The sequence below is a fragment of the Stutzerimonas tianxiuensis genome (assembly GCF_053470365.1).
Genome location: NZ_JBPVWS010000015.1, coordinates 21,003 through 42,677 on the forward strand (window position 1 = coordinate 21,003; position 21,675 = coordinate 42,677).

General features: G+C 61.6%; 22 protein-coding genes and 4 tRNA genes. 4 read left to right on the top strand and 22 right to left on the bottom strand.

The features are described from left to right. Positions 1–29: 29 nt before the first annotated feature. From ACSSNI_RS17695 to mshL, 11 genes are all read right to left on the bottom strand, one after another. Entirely contained in the window at positions 30–443 is a 414-nt protein-coding gene (locus ACSSNI_RS17695) for a hypothetical protein (RefSeq protein WP_200637909.1), read from the bottom strand. Continuing rightward, positions 433–1,314 (bottom strand): PulJ/GspJ family protein, encoded by an 882-nt coding sequence (locus ACSSNI_RS17700; RefSeq protein ID WP_448259812.1) that lies wholly within the window; start codon positions 1,312–1,314, stop codon positions 433–435. Before ACSSNI_RS17700 ends, ACSSNI_RS17695 begins: the two co-directional genes overlap by 11 nt. Further along, positions 1,305–1,778 carry a prepilin-type N-terminal cleavage/methylation domain-containing protein gene (locus tag ACSSNI_RS17705; RefSeq protein ID WP_448259814.1) on the bottom strand — a complete coding sequence of 158 codons (474 nt, stop codon included), beginning with the start codon at positions 1,776–1,778 and terminating at the stop codon, positions 1,305–1,307. Before ACSSNI_RS17705 ends, ACSSNI_RS17700 begins: the two co-directional genes overlap by 10 nt. Beyond that, positions 1,775–2,218: a pilus assembly FimT family protein gene (locus ACSSNI_RS17710; protein WP_448259816.1), complete on the bottom strand. Its 444-nt coding sequence runs from the start codon at positions 2,216–2,218 to the stop codon at positions 1,775–1,777. The genes ACSSNI_RS17705 and ACSSNI_RS17710 overlap by 4 nt, the downstream gene beginning before the upstream one ends. 13 nt (positions 2,219–2,231) lie before the next feature. Further along, positions 2,232–2,705, bottom strand: a complete 474-nt coding sequence (locus ACSSNI_RS17715; protein ID WP_448259818.1) for a pilin — start codon at positions 2,703–2,705, stop codon at positions 2,232–2,234. A 25-nt stretch (positions 2,706–2,730) separates the two neighbouring features. After that, positions 2,731–3,234 carry a type II secretion system protein gene (locus tag ACSSNI_RS17720; protein WP_448259820.1) on the bottom strand — a complete coding sequence of 168 codons (504 nt, stop codon included), beginning with the start codon at positions 3,232–3,234 and terminating at the stop codon, positions 2,731–2,733. A gap of 165 nt (positions 3,235–3,399) precedes the next feature. After that, positions 3,400–4,638 (bottom strand): type II secretion system F family protein, encoded by a 1,239-nt coding sequence (locus ACSSNI_RS17725; protein ID WP_448259822.1) that lies wholly within the window; start codon positions 4,636–4,638, stop codon positions 3,400–3,402. A gap of 313 nt (positions 4,639–4,951) precedes the next feature. Next, positions 4,952–6,676 carry a GspE/PulE family protein gene (locus tag ACSSNI_RS17730; RefSeq protein WP_448259824.1) on the bottom strand — a complete coding sequence of 575 codons (1,725 nt, stop codon included), beginning with the start codon at positions 6,674–6,676 and terminating at the stop codon, positions 4,952–4,954. Then, the gene (locus tag ACSSNI_RS17735; RefSeq protein WP_448259826.1) at positions 6,673–8,079 is read right to left on the bottom strand and encodes a tetratricopeptide repeat protein; all 1,407 of its coding nucleotides are present in this window, start codon (positions 8,077–8,079) and stop codon (positions 6,673–6,675) included. The genes ACSSNI_RS17730 and ACSSNI_RS17735 overlap by 4 nt, the downstream gene beginning before the upstream one ends. Continuing rightward, positions 8,076–9,008 (bottom strand): ExeA family protein, encoded by a 933-nt coding sequence (locus ACSSNI_RS17740; RefSeq protein ID WP_448259828.1) that lies wholly within the window; start codon positions 9,006–9,008, stop codon positions 8,076–8,078. The genes ACSSNI_RS17735 and ACSSNI_RS17740 overlap by 4 nt, the downstream gene beginning before the upstream one ends. A gap of 8 nt (positions 9,009–9,016) precedes the next feature. Beyond that, entirely contained in the window at positions 9,017–10,615 is a 1,599-nt protein-coding gene (gene mshL, locus ACSSNI_RS17745) for a pilus (MSHA type) biogenesis protein MshL (RefSeq protein WP_448259830.1), read from the bottom strand. A 47-nt stretch (positions 10,616–10,662) separates the two neighbouring features. Between mshL and ACSSNI_RS17750 the strand changes: the two genes are divergently transcribed. Continuing rightward, positions 10,663–10,884, top strand: coding sequence for a hypothetical protein (locus tag ACSSNI_RS17750; protein ID WP_159968619.1), 222 nt, complete (start codon positions 10,663–10,665; stop codon positions 10,882–10,884). Between the two features lie 52 nt (positions 10,885–10,936). On the opposite strand, the gene gspM is transcribed toward ACSSNI_RS17750, so the two are convergent. The 4 genes from gspM to dinB form a co-directional block, all read right to left on the bottom strand. Beyond that, positions 10,937–11,602, bottom strand: coding sequence for a type II secretion system protein GspM (gspM, locus tag ACSSNI_RS17755; RefSeq protein ID WP_448259833.1), 666 nt, complete (start codon positions 11,600–11,602; stop codon positions 10,937–10,939). Beyond that, positions 11,595–12,200 carry a PilN domain-containing protein gene (locus tag ACSSNI_RS17760; protein WP_448259835.1) on the bottom strand — a complete coding sequence of 202 codons (606 nt, stop codon included), beginning with the start codon at positions 12,198–12,200 and terminating at the stop codon, positions 11,595–11,597. Before ACSSNI_RS17760 ends, gspM begins: the two co-directional genes overlap by 8 nt. Further along, the gene (locus ACSSNI_RS17765; RefSeq protein WP_448259837.1) at positions 12,200–13,120 is read right to left on the bottom strand and encodes an MSHA biogenesis protein MshI; all 921 of its coding nucleotides are present in this window, start codon (positions 13,118–13,120) and stop codon (positions 12,200–12,202) included. The genes ACSSNI_RS17760 and ACSSNI_RS17765 overlap by 1 nt, the downstream gene beginning before the upstream one ends. Before the next feature lie 350 nt (positions 13,121–13,470). Beyond that, positions 13,471–14,511, bottom strand: coding sequence for a DNA polymerase IV (gene dinB, locus ACSSNI_RS17770; protein ID WP_448259880.1), 1,041 nt, complete (start codon positions 14,509–14,511; stop codon positions 13,471–13,473). 397 nt (positions 14,512–14,908) lie between these two features. Here dinB and ACSSNI_RS17775 point away from each other — a divergent pair, with 397 nt between their 5' ends. Next, positions 14,909–15,184 (top strand): hypothetical protein, encoded by a 276-nt coding sequence (locus ACSSNI_RS17775; RefSeq protein WP_319297922.1) that lies wholly within the window; start codon positions 14,909–14,911, stop codon positions 15,182–15,184. Between the two features lie 12 nt (positions 15,185–15,196). On the opposite strand, the gene ACSSNI_RS17780 is transcribed toward ACSSNI_RS17775, so the two are convergent. From ACSSNI_RS17780 to ACSSNI_RS17810, 7 genes are all read right to left on the bottom strand, one after another. After that, entirely contained in the window at positions 15,197–15,646 is a 450-nt protein-coding gene (locus ACSSNI_RS17780) for an acyl-CoA thioesterase (RefSeq protein ID WP_319297924.1), read from the bottom strand. Between the two features lie 214 nt (positions 15,647–15,860). Continuing rightward, a tRNA-Glu gene (locus ACSSNI_RS17785) sits at positions 15,861–15,936 on the bottom strand. Positions 15,937–15,985: 49 nt separating this feature from the next. After that, positions 15,986–16,061, bottom strand: a tRNA-Ala gene (locus tag ACSSNI_RS17790). A 50-nt stretch (positions 16,062–16,111) separates the two neighbouring features. Next, a tRNA-Glu gene (locus tag ACSSNI_RS17795) sits at positions 16,112–16,187 on the bottom strand. A 49-nt stretch (positions 16,188–16,236) separates the two neighbouring features. Next, a tRNA-Ala gene (locus ACSSNI_RS17800) sits at positions 16,237–16,312 on the bottom strand. A gap of 168 nt (positions 16,313–16,480) precedes the next feature. Then, a complete protein-coding gene (gene gltX / locus ACSSNI_RS17805; protein ID WP_319297926.1) occupies positions 16,481–17,962 on the bottom strand; it encodes a glutamate--tRNA ligase in 1,482 nt (493 codons plus the stop codon). Between the two features lie 63 nt (positions 17,963–18,025). Beyond that, positions 18,026–18,955 carry a LysR family transcriptional regulator gene (locus tag ACSSNI_RS17810; RefSeq protein WP_448259839.1) on the bottom strand — a complete coding sequence of 310 codons (930 nt, stop codon included), beginning with the start codon at positions 18,953–18,955 and terminating at the stop codon, positions 18,026–18,028. A 103-nt stretch (positions 18,956–19,058) separates the two neighbouring features. On the opposite strand from ACSSNI_RS17810, the gene ACSSNI_RS17815 reads away from it, so the two are divergent. Further along, positions 19,059–20,093 (top strand): HlyD family secretion protein, encoded by a 1,035-nt coding sequence (locus ACSSNI_RS17815; protein WP_448259841.1) that lies wholly within the window; start codon positions 19,059–19,061, stop codon positions 20,091–20,093. Continuing rightward, a complete protein-coding gene (locus ACSSNI_RS17820) occupies positions 20,083–21,633 on the top strand; it encodes an MDR family MFS transporter (protein WP_448259842.1) in 1,551 nt (516 codons plus the stop codon). Before ACSSNI_RS17815 ends, ACSSNI_RS17820 begins: the two co-directional genes overlap by 11 nt. The last annotated feature ends 42 nt before the right edge of the window (positions 21,634–21,675 follow it).

Consider the following 21,675-nt stretch of genomic DNA (forward strand, 5'->3'; position numbering starts at 1 on the left):
GACGCCCTATTACGCTTGCCTCTTTCAACTCAACGCTCCACGACGGCGGTCAACTGGCGATAGGCATAATCCGGTCGACTGCCTGGCGTGCCGTTCTGTGCAGTGGCGGTCAGCCGGTAGATGGCGACGGTGGACGTGTCTTCCGTGTAAACACTCGAGACGCAGGTTACGGCCACGCTGTACTCCGACAGACTGCCGCTCAGTCCGGGTGAACCCGCTGGGCAGGTTCCGTTGTCCAGAGTTCGAGCGATGCTCCACTCAAGCCCCGCTCGTGCGGCCTGGTACGCGCGTGCCTGCTGAATAGCAAGGCTGCTGGTCCCGTGCTGGATCGCAGACAGATGCGCCATGGTCATGATGATGACGGTTACCACAATCATCAGGAACAAGGCCGCAACAAGGCCGAACCCGGCCGAAAGTCGCGGTGCTCGGAAATCAGGGCGCATTGTCGACATGAACCTGTTGGGTGAGGCGAAGGGTCTCACCGTCCTGAGCTATACCGAGCGCAAGGCTCAACAGCCCTCCCCGCTGCGCGGTGCCGGCTCGGTAGCTGAAGCGGCACTGACTGACATCACCGGTGAGTTTTCGCGGGTTGGAACCGGACGGTGCCGATAGCGGCAGGCTCTCAAGTAACTGGTTGTAGCTATAGCGCACCAGTTCGCCGTTCTGGCAGCGATACCCCACCACGCGCTCGGCCAAATACACCCGACGCTGGGGTGAGGCCAGAGCGAAGCGGAACCCACCGGCAGGCAGATTGCCAAGCGCAATGAGCGACTCGTCTGCCGGCGCACCGGCCCGCAGCGAGAAGGTCGTCCCGCTCGGCGTAATTACACCCGGATTGGCAAACTTCCAGACGTTAGCGCCGGCAAGCGGTACGCCGCCAGACTCGGCACCAACGTTGTACAGCACCATCCAACGCGCCCCCGAGGGATCCATCGACGGGGCAAGCAGCTGGACGCTATCGCAGCTCAGGTCAACTGTCGTACTTCCGCAGTTGGTCGCGGCTTCGCCGAAACGTAGTCCATCGCTGTCGTTGCGGTTCGGACGGTATCGACCGGCGCTGTGGATCAACAGCAATTCGAGCGCCTGGCCGTCAGCGGACACGCGCAGGGAGTTGGGGACCGCAAGCCTGACGTCCCGCGTCATCCGCTGAAGGGCACCCGCGCCAAGATCGACCAGCTCAGCACGACGACTCTGCGCTGCGAAGCTTTCCATCGGCCGACCCAACACCGTCGAAATCATGACAGCCACCAAGCCGGCCAGTGCGATGACCATAACCAGCTCGACCAAAGTGAAGCCGCGCAACTTCAGGGGCATAGGCTTGCCCCCGAGGTGTCCGTTTCGCCGTAGCAGGTGCGATAGCCGCTCAGCTGCAACGTGGCACCAGCCGGATCGGTGACGCGGACGTCAATATGCAGGGCCTGAACGCCGCTCCAAGCGTCTGGGCCGTTGACCGTAACGGCCACGTTATAGGCGGCCAAGCCAGCAATCGCAGTACCGAAGGCATCATGCGGCGCCTCGGATATCCCCGCGTAGTCACGAACGTCGTTGAAGCAGGCGCGCGCAGGGCTGCACGCGGCGTTGGCCTGCGTGGCAAACGCCTGCAACTCGATTTCCTCGAGATATGCCTCAGCGATCGCAAGGCTCTGCTGACGCAGCAGCGGATCGGCGGAACGTGCCGTTATCGAGGCCATGGCAGTAAACAGTGCCGCGGCCGCAATACCGATGATCACGATGGTGATCACCAGCTCGACCAGTGTCATGCCGCGCTGGCGTTTCATTGCACCAGCCCGGTTTCGGCGGTCACGCTGAATGTGAACGCGCCGATGGTGGCGCTCGCCGCGCTGGAGGGGCGCCCGAGCGAATCGAACACCACGGAAAAGTTGGTAGCCGACACCGACACGCCCGTGGGGACCTCGGTATTGGCGAAAGGAGTCTGGCCGTCCGGTCCCTGCACCTCGGCGCTGAACGCGCCCGAGGTGCAGTTCGCCGCACGGCGCAGATGGTAGCCGCCCGTTCCCAGGCTAAACTCGGTCAAGCAACCGCTGGCCAGCGCCAGCTTCTGTGCATAGCGCACAGCCGATACCGTCTCTTCAAAGAAAAGTCGCTCGTCGAACACCTTTCGATCGAAGAATCGCGGCCCCACCACAGCGGCGAGGATGCCGATGATGACCAGGGTCAGCACCAGCTCGACGAGGGTGAAGCCGCGTATATGGGTCATGACCGGCTCACAATTAGCCGTCGCAACCATCAGCCTCAACTTCGACATCATGCGCTGCGGCAGCCACTACAGGCGGACCGGCATCCGCAACTACGGCTGGGGTGTAGGTCACGAAACAATCTGTTCCAGTGAAGCCATTTGGAGTAAAGGTTGCCACTCCTCCCGTATAGTCAGGATCAAAACCATCAAGCTGGATGGCTGCACCAATCCCGCCGGCGTCAGCAGTCGGATAGCCTCCAACCATCGTCACACCGGCGGCACCCTCTAGGTTGACAGCAGCATTGTGAGCCCCGCCCGCCGCCAGCTGCGCCGAGTGCGCGATTGCTGCAGCGGAACGAACTGTTCCTCCTAATGCATTGATTGTCGAAGCCCTAGCGTCGCCGCCCAAGTTCGCAAATCGCGGCAACGCAAACGCCGCCAGAATCCCCAGAATCACAATCACCATGATCAGTTCAATTAGAGTGAAACCGCTTTGTTGTTTCTTCATATCGATGCCCCCGAGGCAGTTGGTATTACGGTTTGAAAGTGGTGACGACAGTACCGAGTGCCGAGTCGTAGACGATCGTGTCGTTGTTGCCCTGCCCTTGATAGGTATAGGTGCAGGCCTGGCCAGTGCCGCCAGCCAGAGTGGCGACATAGTCCGTGTTGGTTCCCGTGATGGTCGGTGCGGAGCCCTGCAGCAGGTTGGTCCAGAGCGCCTGACAGTCAGCAACCGAGCCAAGGGTGTTACCGCCATCGATACCTACCGGCCAGCCACTGGTGTTGACGTCGACGTTGCCGGCGCCAAAGCCCACAACGTTATCGTTCGACGTTATGCCCTTGCCCCGGTTAACTTCCCACTGTGCACGCGCGAGCATGACTGCGGACGCAAGCGCACCGCCGACGCCTCGCACCGAAGCCTCATGTGCATCATCTGCAACATCGATAAAACGCGGCAGCGCAACCGCCGCCAAGATGCCGAGGATGGCGATTACCACCACCAGCTCGATCATCGTGAAACCCTTGTTCCTACTCATTGCTGCTCCTCGTTTTGCCGGTCAACGCGGCCTTTCCGTGGCCGAACCGTTTTGTTTGTACCGACACGTCTTCCCTGACCTGTCAGCAATCTTTTGCACGTCACGCCATGTGCTTGACGGTAATCCCGCCGGTGCATGGCCTTAGCAAGCTATCGGCCAGTTGCCTTACCCTCTCCCCTGCGCTGCACTACCCAGCTCCCACATCGGCAGAAATACGCCCAGCGCCAGTACCAGCACCATCACGCCCATGCAGACGATGAGAATCGGTTCGATGGCGTCGGCCAATTGCTTGAGGTCGTAGTCGACTTCCTGCTCGTAGAAATCAGCGACTTCGATGAAGAGGTCGTCCAGTGCGCCGGTTTCTTCACCCACAGCCATCATCTGTAGGACCAACGGGGTGAACAGGCCGGAGTTGTGCGCCGAACGGGTCAGGGCTTCGCCGCGCTCAACGCTTTCGCGGATGCCGAGAATCGCCTGACCGATATGCTGGTTGCCGACGCTGGCGCTGTTGATCGAGAGCGTCTGCAGCAACGGCACGCCGGCGCGGTACATCATTGCGAAGGTACGGGTGAAGCGCGCCAGGGCGATGCGTTCGAAAATGCCGCCGACGATGGGCAAACGTAACTTGATCCGGTCCCACTTGAGTTGACCTGGGTCGGTCTCGATCCATTTGAAGAAGGCGTAGAGCCCGCCGACGATGACCAGCAGCAACAGCCACCAGTAGTCGCGCATGAAGTTCGAGGTGCCGATAAGCACGCGGGTGGCCCAGGGCAGCTGGGCGTGGAACTGAGCGAAGACCTTGGCGAAAGCCGGGATCACTAGCAGATTGATCACCGCGAGCGCGACGCCCATGGCGACCATGACGAAGATGGGATATCGAGTCGCCTGCTTGATGCGCTTGCGGGTTTCACGCTCCAGCTCAAGGTAGGCCGCCAGTTGCTTGAACGCCTGATCGAGCTGGCCGGTGTTCTCACCGACGCTGACCATGCTGACGAACAGGTTGTTGAACACCTTGGGGTGGGCGTTCAGCGCCACGGCCATCGACTGGCCGCTTTCCAGGCTGGCGCGCACGTCCTGCAGAATCTGCCGGAAGAACAGGTTTCGGTTCGACTCTGCCAGACCGCCAATGGCGCGGATGATCGGCACGCCTGCCTTGCTCAGGCTGTACATCTGGCGGCTGAAGATAATCAGCTCATCCAGATCGACGCGCTTGCGCCGCAGCTTTTCGCGCAGCACCGCCAACGCATCGCCGCTGCCCGTCTGGCTCTCGCTGGCCTCGATGGTCAGCGGGGTGATTTGGCGTGACAGCAATTCACCCGCCACGGAATCGGCGCTGGGGCCTTCGAGTGCGCCGCTGATCTTGGCGCCTTGGGCGTTGCGGCCGGTGTAGCGGAACGTGGGCACTAGATGGGTGCTCCAGCTGTTCGCAGGCCGGGTCGGCTCTGTGCACGACCAAAAAACGTCTCCTCACTCGAGCCCTCTCCCCGTAGGGGCGAGGGAGCGTTGGTGCGGACGTGATGATCAAGCTTCCTGAAGTATTCCGAGGAAGCCAAGCGTCTGTGGGAGCGAGCTTGCTCGCGAATGCAGTTCAGCGTGCATTGCGCATTCTTCAGCAAGCTGACTCCTACGAAAGCTATCCGGCGGCTGGCTGTGCACGCTTGGTTCGCCAGCAAGCTGGCTCCTACAAGAGCAGCGTGGTCAGACCGATGCTGGGCGTTCACGCCGTCACCTCGTCATCCGCTAGGGTCGCGCAAACCTTGAGCACTTCATCGACGCTGGTGATGCCGGCGATTGCGGAATCCAACGCGCATTCGGCCAATGGACGGTAGTGCGGTTGCTGGCGTGCCGCTTCGGCAAAACCTTGCGGATCACCCCGGCGCAACGCAGCGATCATTGGCTCGTCGAGTTCGAGCAGTTCGTAGACGCCAATCCGGCCGCTGTACCCACTGTTGTGGCACTGGTGGCAGCCGCTGCCGCGATGGAAACGCTTGCCGGCCAGCGAGCCACCGTGCAGCGTCTCCAGCCAAGCCAGCTGGCGCGGATCGGGCTGGTGTTCTTCCTGGCAGTTCTCGCAGACGCGGCGAATCAAACGCTGGGCCAGCACCGCGTTGAGCGCCGTGGCGACGAGGAAGGGCTCCACGCCCATGTCGATCAGGCGCATGGCCGAGGTCAAGGCGTCGTTGGTGTGCAGCGTCGACAGCACAAGGTGGCCGGTCAGCGCCGCGCGCAAGCCGATCTCGGCGGTTTCCTGGTCTCGGATCTCGCCGACCAGGACGATGTCCGGGTCCTGACGCAGGGCGGCACGCAACACGCGGGCAAAGGTCAGGTCGATCTTGGCGTTGACCTGCACCTGGTTGATTCGTGGCAGGCGGTATTCCACCGGATCTTCCACGGTGATGATCTTCTTTTCCGGGCTGTTCAGCTCCGAAAGTCCCGCATAGAGCGTGGTGGTCTTGCCCGAGCCGGTCGGGCCGGTGACCAGCACCATGCCGTGGGGACGTTGCAGCAAGCGACGGAAGCGTTCGAGCATCGCTGCCGGCATGCCGGTGCCGTCGAGTTGGAACATCGCCCCGCTCTGGTCGAGCAGGCGCATCACCACCGACTCACCGAATTGCACGGGCATGGTCGAGACCCGCACATCGAGGTTGCGGTTCTTGACCCGGATATTGAAGCGGCCGTCCTGCGGCAGGCGCTTTTCGGAGATATCCAGACCGGACATGATCTTCAGGCGCATGACCAGCGCCGAGGCGACGCGGTGCTCCTTCATCACCTGCTCATTGAGCACGCCATCGATACGCTGACGGATCCGCACCACGCCTTCGTCGGGCTCGATGTGAATATCCGAGGCCTTCATCTGCACGGCATCTTCGAACAGCGTCTGCAGCAGCCGCACCACGGGTGCGTCACTGTTGCTTTCGGCACCAAGGCGCGAGAGGTCGAAATCGCTTTCCTGCAGTTCGCCTTCCAGCTCACCGGCCAGCGAGGCGATTTCACTTGTCCGGCGGTAGAGCTGGTCGAGCGCGCCGAGCAATTCGCTTTCACGCACTACGGCCGGGAATACCCGCTTGCCCAGCATGCGCTCCATCTCGTCCTGAGCGAACAGGTCGAGCGGATCGGTCATGCCGACCAGCACGCCCTCGGCCTGGCGCGACAGCACGATCACGCGGAAACGTCGCGCCACCGCCTCGGGCAGGCTCTGCGTCAGCTGATTGTCGAACTTGTAGTGTTTGAGCTCGACGAAGGGAATCTGCAACTGCTCGGACAGCGCCCTGAGCAGGCGACCTTCATCGATAAAGCCAAGGTCCAGCACCGTGCGCCCGAGCTTCGAGCCGGTCCGCTTCTGGTCCTGCAGCGCGAGCTGCAACTGAGCGTCACTGATCAGCCCGGCCTGAACCAGGAGATCGCCGAGGCGAATCTTGCGCTGGCGAATATCCTGAGTCATTGCGTGCCTCCGAGTGAACCGGCGCGTTCGGTGGCGAACCGACGCGCGCTTTCATCCAACCCCTGCCTTTGAAGAGCGAGCCGGTAATGCCGGCCGGCCTGCGCCGGCTGATCGAGTTGTTCCAGCGCGATAGCCAGGCCGAGCTGCCAAGCGCCTTGTCCGGGTTGAACGGCGATCAGCTGGCGGTAGGTCGCAGCGCTGGCGGACCAGTCGTTGACCTGCTGGTAGAGCGCAGCCAGCAGCGCGTGATACGCCGTGTGACGCTGCAGTGGCGGCGCGTTCTGCTGCAGCGTCGCGATAGCGGAGTCTTGATCTCCGAGCTGTAGCTGGCCGCGTGCGAGCAGCTCGCGCAGCTCGGCATCGAACGGACGCGCCTGCAGCTGAGCCGGCAGCCACTTGAGCAATGCGGCGGTGTCGCCGGCACTGAGGTAAGCACGAGCCAGCCAGCGGCTGATCTCCGGGTTGTCCGGTTGTGCCTGATGCAGTGCCTGCAATTGCTGAACAGCCGCTAGATGATCACCGCGATCCAGTGCGCTGCGGGCTTGCGCGAGAGAATCGGGCTGATGCGCACCGATGGTGAGATTTGCTTTCGCTGAGGGAGCAACGGGTTCTGCAGCAACTGCAGCGCGGAGCACAGCCTTGGGCTCAGGTGACGGCTTGGCGCGGGCCGGCTCGTTGAGCGGCTCAGCCTGCTCTACTTCACGGGTCACCCAGTCCGGCAACGGCGCCTCGTCCATATCCGGCGATTCGGCAACTGGCAACGATAGGGTCTGCGGGTCGGCTTCAGCGGCACCGACAAGCGACACATCGAGCCAGAGCTGCGAGCGATCATCAATCGATTCGAGGCGATCAGCGACGTTCAGCTGGTCGCCGAAACCGATGATCAGCACATTGACATCGCCGTCCTGCGACTCGACGCGCCACGACAGGGTCTGCCCGGCTTTTTCGATGCGCCCGGTGCGCGCCTCGCCTGTGAACTGCACATCGTTGAGCCGGAAGCTGACCGACCCGGTCGTATCGACTCGCTGGTAGCTGACGGATCGATCAAGCAGCAGCTGCAGGACGAAACGTCGGCCGTCGTTTTGTGGCAACACATCCAGCAGCCGGGTCGTGGCGACAACCTCTGGCGGCGGTGCAAGCTCTTCGAGAGGTGCCGGGACAACAGGGGCTGAGACGACAGGTGGCTTGGCAACCGGCTGCAGGCGTTCTGAAAGCAGGAACAGCCCAACGGCCGCTACCACGAGGGCCGCGGCGACCAGCAAGCCACGACGCATGCGCCCATGACGCTCACGCCTTGCCGCGGCGGCCTCGTCCACGGCGTAGAGGCTGCCCAGTTGCTCACGTTCGGCCGGCGCGGCGCGGCGGGTCTCCAGATCCCGCAACATGTCGTTGACCAGGCTCACGGCAGCACCTCGGCGAGGTGCGCTAGCCAGGGCCAGGCACCGACGATCAGCACCAGTGACAAGCCGCCAGCAGCGATCTTCCAACCCAGCAGTCTTGAGGCGCTTCGCCAGAACGGCTTTGCCCCTTCGGTATCGTGCAACGCACGGCGGACATGGCGGGCCAGGACCTGACGAGACCCTTCGCCGAACGCCACCATCAGGCACTTGTTCGCCAGAATGTTGAGCAAGCGTGGAATGCCGCCACTGCCGCGCACCAGCAAACGTACCGCCGCAGCCTTGAACAACGGCTCGCCACGGTAGCCGGCCACGGCCAGCCGCTCCTGCAGGTAGCGAGTAGCATCGCTGACATCCAGCGGCCGCAGGCTGTAGGAAAAGGTGATGCGCTGACGCAGCTGGCGGAAGTCTTCACGGGCCAGCGTCGCGTCCAGTTCCGGCTGGCCGAACAGCACCACTTGCAGCAGCTTGCGCTGTTCGGTCTCGAGGTTGGTCAGCAGGCGCAAGGCTTCCAGCGTCGCTGTCGGCAGCGCCTGGGCTTCGTCGATCAGCAGCACAGTGCTCTTGCCCTGCCCGGCCAGCTGGATCAGGCGCGCATGGAGCGCGGTGAGCAGGCCGTGATTATCCAGCTCCGCCGCCCCGGCTATATGTAGCTCTTGCGCCAGCGCCTGGCGCAAAGCCATCGGCGTCAACGTCGGATTCGGCAGCCAGGCGACCTGGTACTGGGCAGCGTCCAGTTCGTTGAGCAGGGCGCGGCACAGTAGCGTCTTGCCCGTGCCCACCTCACCGGTGACCTTGATGAAGCCCTCGCCCTCGCCCAATGCCACCCGCAGCAGATTGAGGCAGGCCTGGTAGGGCGCCAGCTGGACCATGAAGCCGGTGTTCGGCGTCAGCGCGAAGGGCTTCTCGCGCAGGCCGAAAAATGCTTCGTACATACCAGCCGTTACCTGGTCGACCGGAAGGATTCGGCGGATTTGCGCAGATCATCCAGCCATACCTGATCGTCCACTACTTGCGGCCGCATGAGGATCACCAGCTCGGTCTGCAGCAAGGCTTTGCGCTGCTGCTGAAACAGCGTGCCGACTATCGGCAGCTTCGACGCCCAAGGAATGTTCGCGTCAGTGTTGGTGTTGCGGTTTTCCAAGAGGCCGCCGATCACTACAACCTGACCGCTGCGAGCGCGCACGATGGAGTCGGACTGACGCGTGGTCGAGAGTGCAAGCGGCAGATTGAAGACGTTGTCCGAGCCGCCCAACTGAATGCTCTTGTTCTGGTCCTGCACGCGGCTGACAGTAGGCCGCACATGCAGCGTGACCTGGCCGCTTTCATCGATCTGCGGGGTGACGTCCAGCGAGATGCCGGAGAAGAAGGGCGTCAGGGTGATATCCAGATCCGGCGCGGTGGTGCCGCCCACAAGGGAAGTGGTGGTGGTCGACACATCAGTCACGAAGAATTCGTCGGTCCCGACCTTGATGACCGCCTTCTGGTTGTTCAGGGTGGAAATCCGCGGACTGGACAACACCCGCACTTCGCCCTGGGTCTCCAATAGCTGCAGCACACCGCTGAAATCCCCGACCTGCACAGCGGCACTGAACACACCGCCGACACTGTTCGGTCCGCTCAGGGTGTCGCCTTGCACGCCGAGGCTGAAATCGGCATTGCCCATGCTGCCGAGCTGCGCCCAGTTAATCCCGGACTGAAAGCCAGCGGACAGGTTCACTTCGAGAATCTTGGTTTCGAGGATGACCTGACGCTGCAGGTTGCGCTGCGCCAGTGCGAGAAAACGTTCCACCGCCTGCTGGTCTGCGCTGGAGGCGCGCACCACGAGCAAGCCGCTTTGCGGATTGACCACGACCTGATTGCCCTCTTCGCCGCCAATCATCATTTCGATCACCGCGCGTACTTCACTCCAGAAGTCCACATTGCTGGTGGTCAGCAATTGGCTGGCGTTCACGGTTGAGGAGGTGCTGCTGGTCGTGGTGCCTGCCGCGCCAACGCCGGTGCTGTCACTGCTGGTGACCTGACCGGAGCTCACGCGGGTATCGGTCATCCCCTGGCGCTGGACGTTCAGGTAGTCCAGATCGTAGGTGCGGGTGATCGCCTGATTGGGCTGGATCTGATAGCCGTAGGCAGTGCGGCGGTAATCGTAGCCGTAGCTATCTCGCACCGCCGCCAGTGTTTCTTCGAGGGTGACATTACGCAGGCTGAAGGTCACGTTGCCGGTCACCCCAGGGTGCACCAGCAGATTCTCCCCAGCGCTTTCCATCAGGCTCAGGAAAAATTCGCGGGCCGGCATGTCGCTGACGGCCACATCGAAACGAGGCCCCGACACGACCAGGTTGTCGGCTGCCAGCGGCGGTATCAGACCGGCCTGTACCGAAGCCGGCGGAACAACCTTCAGCTGATTCTGTTCCAGGCTTTCCTCGAACAGACGATTGCTCTGCTCGTACAGGCGTTTGTCGCCGTCTTCAAAGGTCTGGCAGGCAGACAGCAGGCAGAACACGCTCAACACGCCGAAGCGAGACATCTGGGTCGGCATCATGGCTGGGTACGGCTCGTTTGAATGATGGGGGTGCTCAGGTGCAGCTCTTGCTGCTTACCCTCGCGATCGATGACGACGGCGTGCCGGTGGACTGCGAGGATGCGGGCATCCCCCACTCGATCTCCAACCCGCAGGATGTTTCCGTTGATCACGGCACTGGCACGCCCGGGACCTCGCAGGATCGCCTGCAGATGCAAGCTGGCCGCAGCCTCTGCCGGCGCATCAGCAGCGAGCCGCCCGGTCGGCGGTTGGGTAGGATCCAGGGCTAAGACCGGCGCGGTGAAACACAGCGCGGCCAAGCAGATCGTGTTGACTGCAGACTTAAACACCAACCCACCCCGCATCGCGACTCAAGGTATGCAAGTCGAGGATGACGCGAGCCCGGCTAGCGCCCTCCTCTCCGACTTCGTAATTCAGGCTGTCCCAATGCAAGCGCCAGCCACTCGCCTGGATTGCGTTGAGATACGCCAGCAGATCGGAATAGCCACCTTCCAGCGTCAGGCGCAGGCCGTGGCGGTAGAACACCACCGGCGGCGTCTTCTGTTCTTTGTTATCAGCCGTTACCGCTGAAGGCACAGCAAGGGGCCCGCTCGAACTCTGCAGGGCGACCAGTTTCAGCTTGGCCTGGTTGCGCAAGAGATCCTGCAGCAGCGCCTTCATCCGTGCCGGTGATATCAGCGTGCTGGTTTCCAGATCAATGCGCTGCAACAGGTTGTCGTGGCTGGTCTGAGCGGCCGCCAGGGCCTGGCGGTAGCTTAGGTTCGGATCAGCCGCGAGCTTGGCCTGGATTTCGAGCATGCTGTTGTCGGCCGCGAGGAGACGGGTATGCGCGTCCTTTTGCCGACTGCCTTCGGCCGCGATGCGCAAGCCCAGCGGCTCGGCGATCAGCAGGACGTAGAGCATGATCAGCACTGCCAACCCGACGCCGTAGGTCAGCCATTGCTCACGCGGCGCCAGGGCCTGCCAATGCTGGATGAGCTTATTCATCGTCCTGCTCCGTCACGGCTTGCGAGGACAAGCGGAATTGCAGCAGATCGCTGTCGTCGCGCTGAATCTCGAACCGGGCAAACGCTCGCCCGCTAAACGCGCTGCTTTGGCCCAGACTCTGCAAATAGAGCGGAAGAAGTTCCTGATCCTGCGTCAGCCCCAGCAGTGCCATCTCATCCCCTCCCGCCTGCAGGCGAATCTGCGTCAGCCACAGCCCGTGCGGCGGGTGGCGATCAGCCAAACCCTGCAGCAACGCCGAGAAGCCGCTGCTGCGCTGCGCATCAAGCGTTTTGAGGTGGTCGGCCAGTCGTTGCAGTTCGCGGTTCTCGGCTTCGCGCGCGGCCAGCTGCAGCGGAAGCCGCGGATCGAGTGTCGGCTCGCGGAAATCCGCTTTGACCACGTCTAGCCGGGCCTCAGCCTGCGCGGCCTGTTGTTCGGCAGCTACGGCCGCTTGGCTGGCGGCATGCAGCTGCCAACCCTGCCATGCGCCATGGATCGCCAGCACTGCGATAACCGTTATGGCGCCAAGCAGCATATGCCTGGGCCGTGGTCCGCCGCCGGTACGGCGCTCGCGCTGATAGAGGTTGATGTTCTGCATCAGACTTCATCCTGACGCAGGGCGGCGCCGACCGCGCCGATACAGAAGGCCTGGCTCGATTCCGAGAGGTCGGCCGCCGGTTGACCCGGGAACAGCTCGCGCAGGTCCATCCGTTGCAGATTGACTGCCAACCCAGCCGCCAGCGCCTGGTGGGTCCGCTCACCGTCCTGTTTCATCGGCAGCAGCAGCAGGCGGCTGATATAGCCTTTGCCCAGTTGGCTTTCGTAATAATCAAGCGAGCGCTGGATTTCCAGGGTCATGCTGGACAGGTCCTGCTCGGCACGCGCCAGGCCATGCTCAATGCGACGCGCCATATAAAGATCGGCGCCATTCTGCACACTGATCAAGCCTTCGCTGGTGCGCAGGCGCAACAGCGCCAGATTGATGGCATCGGCGCCGGCCAGCAGCCCTAGGTTGCGAAAGGCCATCTCGGTGATATCGATGCTTGCCAGGGTCAGGCCGGCCTGCTGAACGAGCGAGCGAAACTCGTTCATCCGGGACTTTTTCAGCACCACGCAATAGACCATGCGCGTGCGGCCACGGTAGGCATCCTCAGGAAGGCTGAAGCAATCGATGACAACGTCTTCAAGCGGTTCGCTGAGCAAATCCTTGACGCGCCAGCGCATGGCGTCACGCAGCTCTTCGGCCGGAACCTCTGGCGCTTCCAGCAGGAACATTTGATAAGCCGAAGGGTGGAGCAGGAGATTGACCGGCATACCGCTCAGGCCATAGTCGGCAACGACCTGCCTGAGCAACTCGGCTTGCGCCTCCGGCTGACCTTCGAGGTAGTCGCAACGCAGCAACTGTGGTGCCTCGCCGTCAGCGCGCTGGACCTGCGCAAGCGCGACGCCTTGCGGCGCAAATTCGAGGCCCAGCAGCCCAGCTGCAGCGGCTTTGCGACGTTTGAAAAATAGCCCCATCAGGGAAGGCACTCCTGCCGCTTCGCGACTTGCACAACTGTAAACACGAGACGGAACACACTCACCCAGCCTGATATCAGATTGCCACCCTTGCCGCGGGAAGCCTAACAAAATGCGTGGCCCAGTCCAATCACCGTCACCGGCGCCTCTTCACGGCGGAGGCGCGTCAAGAAACTTGCGATTTATCATCAACCGCTACGCTTTAGGAGAACCGCCTTCACCCGTGCACGCTTCAGATGGAGCCGCGCCGGAAAAGTGACCTTTTCGGCAACGCCGCAACGCCTGCAGCAACAGACGTACCAGAAAGCAGGGTGAAATCTGACAGATGTGATTGACCGACGGGTGGTGACCTAAAACAACCGCAACTGCTCGAAACCGCTGCGCAGATCAACTAGACGAACTCCCACGCCAATCAGCCGCACCGGTCGCTTGCCACGGGCGAAGGCGCCTGCCAGAAGATCGGAATAGTCTTCAAGCTCCAGTCCGGCCCCGGACTGCTCGAGCGTCGTCTGAGTGAAGTCATGGAACTTCAGCTTCACGAAAGGCTTGCCGGGACGGTAGCCACTATCGAGTCGGGCCATTCTGCCGGCGAGCTGCTCGAGCAGCTCCGGGAGGCACTCAAGGCAGGCGGCGAGGTCAGGCAAGTCGCGCTCGTACGTGTTCTCGACGCTGACCGATTGGCGCCGGCTCTCGACCTGAACCAGGCGCTCGTCGACGCCATGCGCCAGCCCCCAGAGCCGCTCACCGAACGAGCCGAAATCCCGAACCAGATCAAGGCGCCTCCAGCTGCGCAGGTCAGCGCAGGTGTGAATACCCATGCGCTTCAGCTTCTCCGCCGTCACTCGGCCGACACCATGGAGTTTGGTGACCGGCAGTGCGAGTACGAAGTCGTCCACCTGATCCGGGGTAATCACGAACAGTCCGTCCGGCTTGTTCCAATCGCTGGCGATCTTCGCCAGAAACTTGTTGGGCGCGACGCCTGCCGACACCGTGATGCGCAGCTGCTGCCAGACTCGCCGGCGGATGTCCTGAGCGATACGCGTGGCACTGCCGGCAAAATGCTCGCAGCCACTCACATCGAGAAAAGCCTCGTCGAGCGACAGGGGTTCGATGAGATCGGTGTAGGTTCGAAAGATCCCGTGGATTTCGCGGGACGCTTCCTTATAGGCATCCATCCGCGGCCGCACGATCAGCAGATCCGGACAGAGCTTCAGCGCATGTCCAGAGGCCATGGCCGAGCGAACGCCGTATGCGCGAGCTTCGTAGTTGCACGTTGCAATCACGCCGCGCCGATCAGCCAAGCCACCGACCGCTATGGGCCGGTTGGCGAGGCTGGGATCGTCGCGCATTTCGATCGCGGCATAGAAGCAATCGCAATCGACATGGATAATTTTTCTGGACGGGCTAACGGTAGGAAACTCGTGAGTGGACTGAAACGCTGCGCCTCTTGCACAAGGCCATCAAGAGCGAAGCGCGCCGCGCGACATTATGGCCGATCCGGGTGGCCACGAGGATATGGCGGGGATGAGCGGATAAGCGAGGCGTCAACCTGAGAACCGTCCAGAAAAATTAGCTGCTTGCCCTTCAAACAGAGTAATTACCCAACTGAGCAAGCCACTCACACGGCAAACCGACCAGAGGTAAGACGCACGAAAGCGCTGCGCTAGAGGCTACGCCAACGCTTGCACGCCCGGCGGCTGGGGCTATCCACGAACAATTTCCGGGCTACCGAGTCGGATTTTAAGAGGTAGAGCAGCAAAAACTTCCAAGCTACCCGGAGGATGACCGATGAAGACCTTGAGTATTGCCACTGCCGTTTTCACCAGCCTGCTTGCGACCGGCGCCATGGCAAATCAGGAAGCCATGCAGGATGACGACCTTGGCTTATCCAGCACCGCGCAGGGCAGCGCGATGAACGAAAACCACCAGCGCGCCGATACGGCGAACATCAAGAATGATCCCAAGACCCTCGAGCAGAAAATGGAAAACGAGGTGCAGGACGACTGGCGCGGCGATGCCGAGGAACGTCGCGAGGCAGACGTCAGCAAGCCAGAACAGCGCTGACCGGTACAGGCATCAGAGTTCGAGGGGATAAGGCTGAACCAATGCCTTGCCGTACCCCTCGACGAACTCACCAGGCATGCGCTTGGGCTTGCCGGTGGACAGCTGGATGCAGACGAACGTGGTTTGCGCACGCAGCAGCGTCACTTGGTCAACTGGTCTGATCAACTGGAAATTACGCTTCATCTTCAGGCGCTGATCAGAGTCCACGATCCAGGTGCCGAGCTGCAATTGATCGCCCTTATACGCAGCAGCCAGATAGTCGATCTCGTGCCGTAGCACGGCCATCGCGCGATCCAGTCGGCGATAATCCTCCAACCCCAGCCCTAGACTCTGTGAATGGCGCCAGGCGCACGTTTCCAGCCAGGTCACATACACCGCATTGTTAGCGTGGCCGAGCTCGTCGATGTGCTCGGATTGCACCTCAATGTCGATGACGAATGCGTCCGCCTGGTCCCAGATCATGCATACCCTCGCTGTACCGTGCGCCGCCTATGCGGCCGTATCGCCTATTGGAAGCCACGTACGGATGATTGTCACGCGTACTGCGGACATCTATGACGAGCCATCCAGCATGACGGTTCACTTCAGATTGATGACGCCGCGCTGAATTACAGGCAAAACAAAAAGGGTCATTTCGTGAGAAATGACCCTTCGGTGCCCAAACCGGGCAAAAAAATGGCGTCCCCTAGGGGACTCGAACCCCTGTTACCGCCGTGAAAGGGCGGTGTCCTAGGCCACTAGACGAAGGGGACGCAAAGCCCTTCAAAGGCAACCGGCGTGAACCGGTGTGGCAATCGAGATTGGTGGAGCTAGACGGGATCGAACCGTCGACCTCTTGCATGCCATGCAAGCGCTCTCCCAGCTGAGCTATAGCCCCGGATTTAACGTCTCTCGACTCGCCCCGCTTTCGCGTTGCGATTTTAATAATGGCGTCCCCTAGGGGACTCGAACCCCTGTTACCGCCGTGAAAGGGCGGTGTCCTAGGCCACTAGACGAAGGGGACGCAAAGCCCTTCAAAGGCAACCGGCGTGAACCGGTGTGGCAATCGAGATTGGTGGAGCTAGACGGGATCGAACCGTCGACCTCTTGCATGCCATGCAAGCGCTCTCCCAGCTGAGCTATAGCCCCATCTCGAGGACGGGGCGCATATTAGGTGCGGCCTCTCGGAGTGTCAACGATATTTTTGCCTGACCCCGAAGATTTTTTGGCATCAGAACAAATACTTACCGGCAACGAGTGGCAAGCGACGGACAACTGCGGCGCAGCGCCAACCGCCGCCCATGAAGCAATCGCGGGTCAGCCCATCGCAGCGAAGAGCTTCTCCCACTCCTTCACTTCCTTCTTCGAGGCGCCGCCCAACAACTCCAGCGCCTGACGTAGGCGGAAGCGGGTCAGGTCTGGCCCGATGATTTCCATGGCGTCGAGTACCGACACGGAGCTGGCCTGGCCAGTGATAGAGGCGAACATCAAGGGCATGACATCGCGCAGCTTCAATTCGAGATGCCCCCCAACCGCCTGGATGCACTCGGTAATGCGCTCTTTGTCCCACTGACGCAGCGCTTCCAGCTTCCACAGCGTCAGCTGCAGCACCTGACGGACCTGGGTGCTGACGAGCTTCTTGTGCTCGAACAAGGCCGGATCGAGATTCAGTGCGCCGGAGAAAAAGAACCCTGCCAATGGCGCGATCTGACTGAAGGTCTCGACACGCTGCTGCACATGGGGCGCAATCTTCATCATGTAGTCAGGGTTGAATGCCCACTTCTGCACCTCGTGTGCGAACTGCTCGACCGGTAGCTCGCGCAGCCACTGACCATTGAGCCATGACAGCTTCTCGACATCGAAGATCGGCCCACCCAGAGAGACGCGGTTGATGTCGAAGTGCTCGATCATTTCCGCCAGGGTGAATTTTTCGCGCTCGTCCGGCATCGACCAACCCATGCGGCCCAGGTAGTTGAGCATCGCTTCGGGCATGAAGCCCATGCGCTCGTAGAAGGTTACCGAGGTCGGATTCTTGCGCTTGGAAAGCTTGCTCTTGTCCGGGTTGCGCAGCAGCGGCATATAGCAGAGCTGCGGCTGTTCCCAACCGAAATACTCGTACAGCTTGATCAGCTTCGGCGCCGACGGCAGCCACTCCTCGCCGCGTAGCACATGGGTGATGCCCATCAGATGGTCGTCGACGACATTGGCCAGGAAGTAGGTCGGCAGGCCATCAGCCTTCATCAGCACCTGCATGTCCATGCGATCCCAGCCGATCTCGACCGTCCCGCGCAGCATGTCATTGACCTGGCACACGCCCTCGCTCGGGACCTTCATGCGGATCACGTGCGACTCGCCCGCCGCGATACGCTGTTGCGAGGTCTCGGCCGAAATATTCATGCAGTGGCCGTCGTAGCGCGGCGTTTCCTTGTTGGCCATCTGCTCGGCACGAACCTGATCCAAACGCTCGGCACTGCAGAAGCAGGGAAAGGCATGGCCCTTGGCGACCAGCTCGTCGGAGTACTTCTTGTAGATCTCGCCGCGCTCGCTCTGCCGATAGGGGCCGTGCGGGCCGCCCACGTCCGGGCCTTCGTCCCACTCGATACCCAACCAGCGCAGCGCGTCATAGATCTGTTGTTCCGACTCACGCGTGGAGCGCAACTGGTCGGTGTCTTCAATGCGCAGGATGAACTGGCCGCCATGCTGGCGCGCGAAGCAGAGATTGAACAACGCGATATAAGCGGTGCCAACGTGTGGATCGCCGGTGGGAGATGGTGCGATGCGGGTGCGAACGGTGGTCATGATGTTCTCGAATCAAGGCACAAGAAGACACGGCGGCTGCGATAACCGGCTCGGTCGGCTGAGTCAGCGCGTGTAAAGGCGCGATGTTAGCAGGCGCGCCTCTACCGGCTCCACCAGACGACCCTCGACAACCGGCAGCGATTGCATCAAAAAGTCGAGAAAGGCCTTGACCTTCATCGCCTGGAACCGACGCGTTGGGTACACCGCATAGACCTCTCCGGTCGGCAATACGACGTCGGGCAAGAGCTCCACCAGATGCCCATCACGCACCTCCTGATCAGTGATCATGGTCGGCAATGCCGCGATACCGGCGCCAGCCAAGGCCGCTTCACGGGCGAAGGTGATGTTGTTGCAGGTCAACACGCGTCGACAGCTGATGTTTTGCTCGGTGATCGGCCAATAGCGAACCGGGTCTCGCGACAGCGTGATCGCACGATGATGAGCCAGATCCTCTACCTGTATCGGCACACCGTGTTGTGCCAGATACGCCGGACTTGCGCAAAATCGCCGCCGGGTCTCGAACAGCTTGCGGGCGATCAGCGTTGAATCCTGCGGTTGTCCTACCGATATGACGATATCGACGCCCTCCTCCACTGGATCCACCGGCCTTGACGCCAACTCGACCTCGGCGTTGATATCCGGATACAGGCGCATGAACTCGCCCAGCACCCGTCCTAGAATCCACTGACCAACCTCGATCGGCGCGGTGATCCGCAGCAAACCTGCCGGTGCCTGCTGAAGCTGCATCACCGTCTGCTCCGCCTCGGCAAAGTCGAGCATGATCTGCCGGCAGCGTTCGTAGTAGGCCTGGCCGACTTCGGTCAGGCGCAAACGCCTTGTGGTGCGGTGGATAAGCCGAACACCGAGTCGCTCTTCGAGCTGGACGATGCGCCGGCTCACAGTGGATTTCTGCATTCCTAGGCTTGTGGCCGCTTGAGTGAAACTGTGGCACTCCACCACGCGGGTGAAAATCAACGCGTCGTCCAGGCCCATCCATTGTTCCTTATACGCAACAAAGTTTAGCGATTGTAACGGCTTATTACAGAACCGGAACACTGATAGATTCCCGGCTCACTCACCGGCCAAGAGCGACGACATGCCCCCCAAGCTGAAACGCCGACTGTTCATTTTCATTGCCCTGGTCCTGCTGGTGGCGGCTGCCTTTTTCGCTCACTGGTACTTTGTTGGCCGCTACTACGAGCACACCGACAATGCCTATGTGCAAGGTGAGATCACGCGTGTTTCCAGCCAGCTTCCTGCCCGTATCGAACAGGTTCACGTTCAGGACAATCAGCATGTGAAACCCGGAGACCTGCTGGTGACGCTGGAACCGGGCGATTTCCGCCTAGCACTCGAGCAAGCCCGAGCTAACCTCGCCATCCGTGAGGCAGAACTCGCCCAAGCGCGAAGCCGACTGGCACAGCAGAGCAGCACGATTGTTTCCAGCCAGGCGTCGGTCGGCGCGGCTCAGGCAAATCTCGAGCGCAGCCAGATGGACCTGTCGCGCGTCGAAGCGCTACGTAAGCCCGGCTTCATCTCGGAAGAACGCGTCAGCACGCTATCTGCAGACGCAAAGGTGGCCCGCTCCCAGCGGCAAAAGGCTGAAGCGGATCTGGCCGCCCAGCGCCAACAGGTGGAAGCTTTGGAAGCCGACGTCAAGCGTCTGCAAGCACAGATCGCCAGCGCTCAAGCTGAAATCGAGCAAGCCGAGCTCAACCTGAGCCGAACGGAAATCCGCTCGCCCATCAGCGGCGTCGTCGGCCAGCGGTCGGCGCGCAGCGGCCAGTATGTGCCTATCGGCGCGTACCTGATGTCCATCGTTCCCGACGAGGAGATCTGGGTGCAGGCCAACTTCAAAGAAACCCAGATCGGCCCCATGCAGGAAGGCCAGCGCGCGGAACTGACCTTCGACAGCTATCCCGATACGCCTATCGAAGGCCGTGTCGAAAGCTTGTCTCCCGCCTCCGGCGCACAGTTCAGCTTACTGCCGCCTGACAACGCCACCGGTAACTTCACCAAAGTGGTTCAGCGCATCCCCGTCAAAGTGACCTTCGCCAGCGACAACCCGCTCAAGGGCCGCATCCGCCCCGGCATGTCGGTGGATGTGAAGATCGATATCCGTGGCCGCTGATGCGCTGATCCGGCCGGTTGGCGAGCCCAGCCGGCGTGACTGGATTGCCGTGATGAGCGCCATGCTGGGTGCGTTCATGGCGGTACTGGATATCCAGATCACCAACTCTTCGCTGAAGGACATCCAAGGCGCGTTGTCCGCCACGCTGGAGGAAGGCTCCTGGATCTCGACGTCCTATCTGGTCGCGGAAATCATCATGATTCCGCTGACGGCCTGGCTGGTGCAGTTGCTCTCGGCACGCCGGCTGGCGGTATGGGTGTCGATTGGCTTTCTGATCTCCTCCCTGCTCTGCTCCTTCGCCTGGAACCTCGAGAGCATGATCGTGTTTCGAGCAATGCAGGGCTTTACCGGCGGCGCACTCATTCCGCTGGCCTTCACCCTGACGCTGATTAAACTGCCCGACCACCACCGCGCCAAGGGCATGGCACTGTTCGCCATCACGGCGACCTTTGCACCCTCGATCGGCCCGACTTTGGGAGGCTGGCTCACCGAGCGCTGGGGCTGGGAATACATCTTCTACATCAACGTGCCGCCCGGCCTGCTGATGATCGCGGGCCTGCTGTACGGCCTGGAAAAGAAGCCACCGCACTGGGAGCTGCTCAAGAGCACGGACTACGCAGGCATCGTCACCCTGGCCATGGGGCTGGGTTGTCTGCAGGTATTTCTCGAGGAAGGCCATCGCAAGGACTGGCTGGAGTCGACCCTGATCGTCCAACTGGGCTCGGTGGCCGTGGTCAGCCTGATCCTTTTTGTGATCCTGCAGCTATCGCGCCCCAACCCGCTGATCAACCTCGGCATTCTGCGCGAGCGCAACTTCGGCCTGACCAGCATCGCCAGCCTGGGCATGGGACTCGGGCTTTACGGATCGATCTATCTGCTGCCGCTGTACCTGGCGCAGATTCAGAACTACAACGCGCTGCAGATCGGCCAGGTGATCATGTGGATGGGCATTCCGCAGCTGTTCCTGATTCCGCTGGTGCCCAAGCTGATGAAGATCATCCCGCCGAAGCTGCTCTGCGCAGCGGGGTTCGCCCTCTTTGGCATATCCAGCTTTGCCTCCGGTGTGCTCAATCCCGACTTCGGCGGCGATCAGTTCCACCCGATCCAGATCGTTCGCGCGCTCGGCCAGCCAATGATCATGGTAACCATCTCGTTGATCGCCACCGCCTACATCCAGCCGCAGGATGCCGGCTCCGCCTCCAGCCTGTTCAACATCCTGCGCAACCTCGGCGGCGCCATCGGCATCGCCCTGCTCGCCACCCTGCTGGACAGCCGCGGCAAGGTTTACTTTGACTACCTGCGAGAATCCATCGTGCCGAACAACCCGGCGGTGGCTGAACGCCTGACTGCGCTGACCCAGCAGTTGGGGAGCGAGCAGGCGGCGTTGGGACGAATCAGCGAGATCGTGCATCAGCAAGCCATGATCATGGCGTACAACGATGCCTTCCACTTCGTCGGTATTGCCTTGGCGGTCAGCATGGTCGCGGTACTGCTGACGCGTCATCTGCCCGAGAACATGAAGGGTGGCGCCGCGCACTGACCTCGGGGGCGCCATGGAAAGGAGCAGATAAACTTGACGCAG

Coding starts and splice junctions, on each gene's coding strand:
- ACSSNI_RS17695 (WP_200637909.1), bottom strand. CDS start 443: ATGCGCCCTGATTTCCGAGCACCGCGACTTTCGGCCGGGTTCGGCCTT.
- ACSSNI_RS17700 (WP_448259812.1), bottom strand. CDS start 1,314: ATGCCCCTGAAGTTGCGCGGCTTCACTTTGGTCGAGCTGGTTATGGTC.
- ACSSNI_RS17705 (WP_448259814.1), bottom strand. CDS start 1,778: ATGAAACGCCAGCGCGGCATGACACTGGTCGAGCTGGTGATCACCATC.
- ACSSNI_RS17710 (WP_448259816.1), bottom strand. CDS start 2,218: ATGACCCATATACGCGGCTTCACCCTCGTCGAGCTGGTGCTGACCCTG.
- ACSSNI_RS17715 (WP_448259818.1), bottom strand. CDS start 2,705: ATGAAGAAACAACAAAGCGGTTTCACTCTAATTGAACTGATCATGGTG.
- ACSSNI_RS17720 (WP_448259820.1), bottom strand. CDS start 3,234: ATGAGTAGGAACAAGGGTTTCACGATGATCGAGCTGGTGGTGGTAATC.
- ACSSNI_RS17730 (WP_448259824.1), bottom strand. CDS start 6,676: ATGACTCAGGATATTCGCCAGCGCAAGATTCGCCTCGGCGATCTCCTG.
- ACSSNI_RS17740 (WP_448259828.1), bottom strand. CDS start 9,008: ATGTACGAAGCATTTTTCGGCCTGCGCGAGAAGCCCTTCGCGCTGACG.
- mshL (WP_448259830.1), bottom strand. CDS start 10,615: ATGATGCCGACCCAGATGTCTCGCTTCGGCGTGTTGAGCGTGTTCTGC.
- gspM (WP_448259833.1), bottom strand. CDS start 11,602: ATGAATAAGCTCATCCAGCATTGGCAGGCCCTGGCGCCGCGTGAGCAA.
- ACSSNI_RS17760 (WP_448259835.1), bottom strand. CDS start 12,200: ATGCAGAACATCAACCTCTATCAGCGCGAGCGCCGTACCGGCGGCGGA.
- ACSSNI_RS17765 (WP_448259837.1), bottom strand. CDS start 13,120: ATGGGGCTATTTTTCAAACGTCGCAAAGCCGCTGCAGCTGGGCTGCTG.
- ACSSNI_RS17775 (WP_319297922.1), top strand. CDS start 14,909: ATGAAGACCTTGAGTATTGCCACTGCCGTTTTCACCAGCCTGCTTGCG.
- ACSSNI_RS17780 (WP_319297924.1), bottom strand. CDS start 15,646: ATGATCTGGGACCAGGCGGACGCATTCGTCATCGACATTGAGGTGCAA.
- gltX (WP_319297926.1), bottom strand. CDS start 17,962: ATGACCACCGTTCGCACCCGCATCGCACCATCTCCCACCGGCGATCCA.
- ACSSNI_RS17810 (WP_448259839.1), bottom strand. CDS start 18,955: ATGGGCCTGGACGACGCGTTGATTTTCACCCGCGTGGTGGAGTGCCAC.
- ACSSNI_RS17815 (WP_448259841.1), top strand. CDS start 19,059: ATGCCCCCCAAGCTGAAACGCCGACTGTTCATTTTCATTGCCCTGGTC.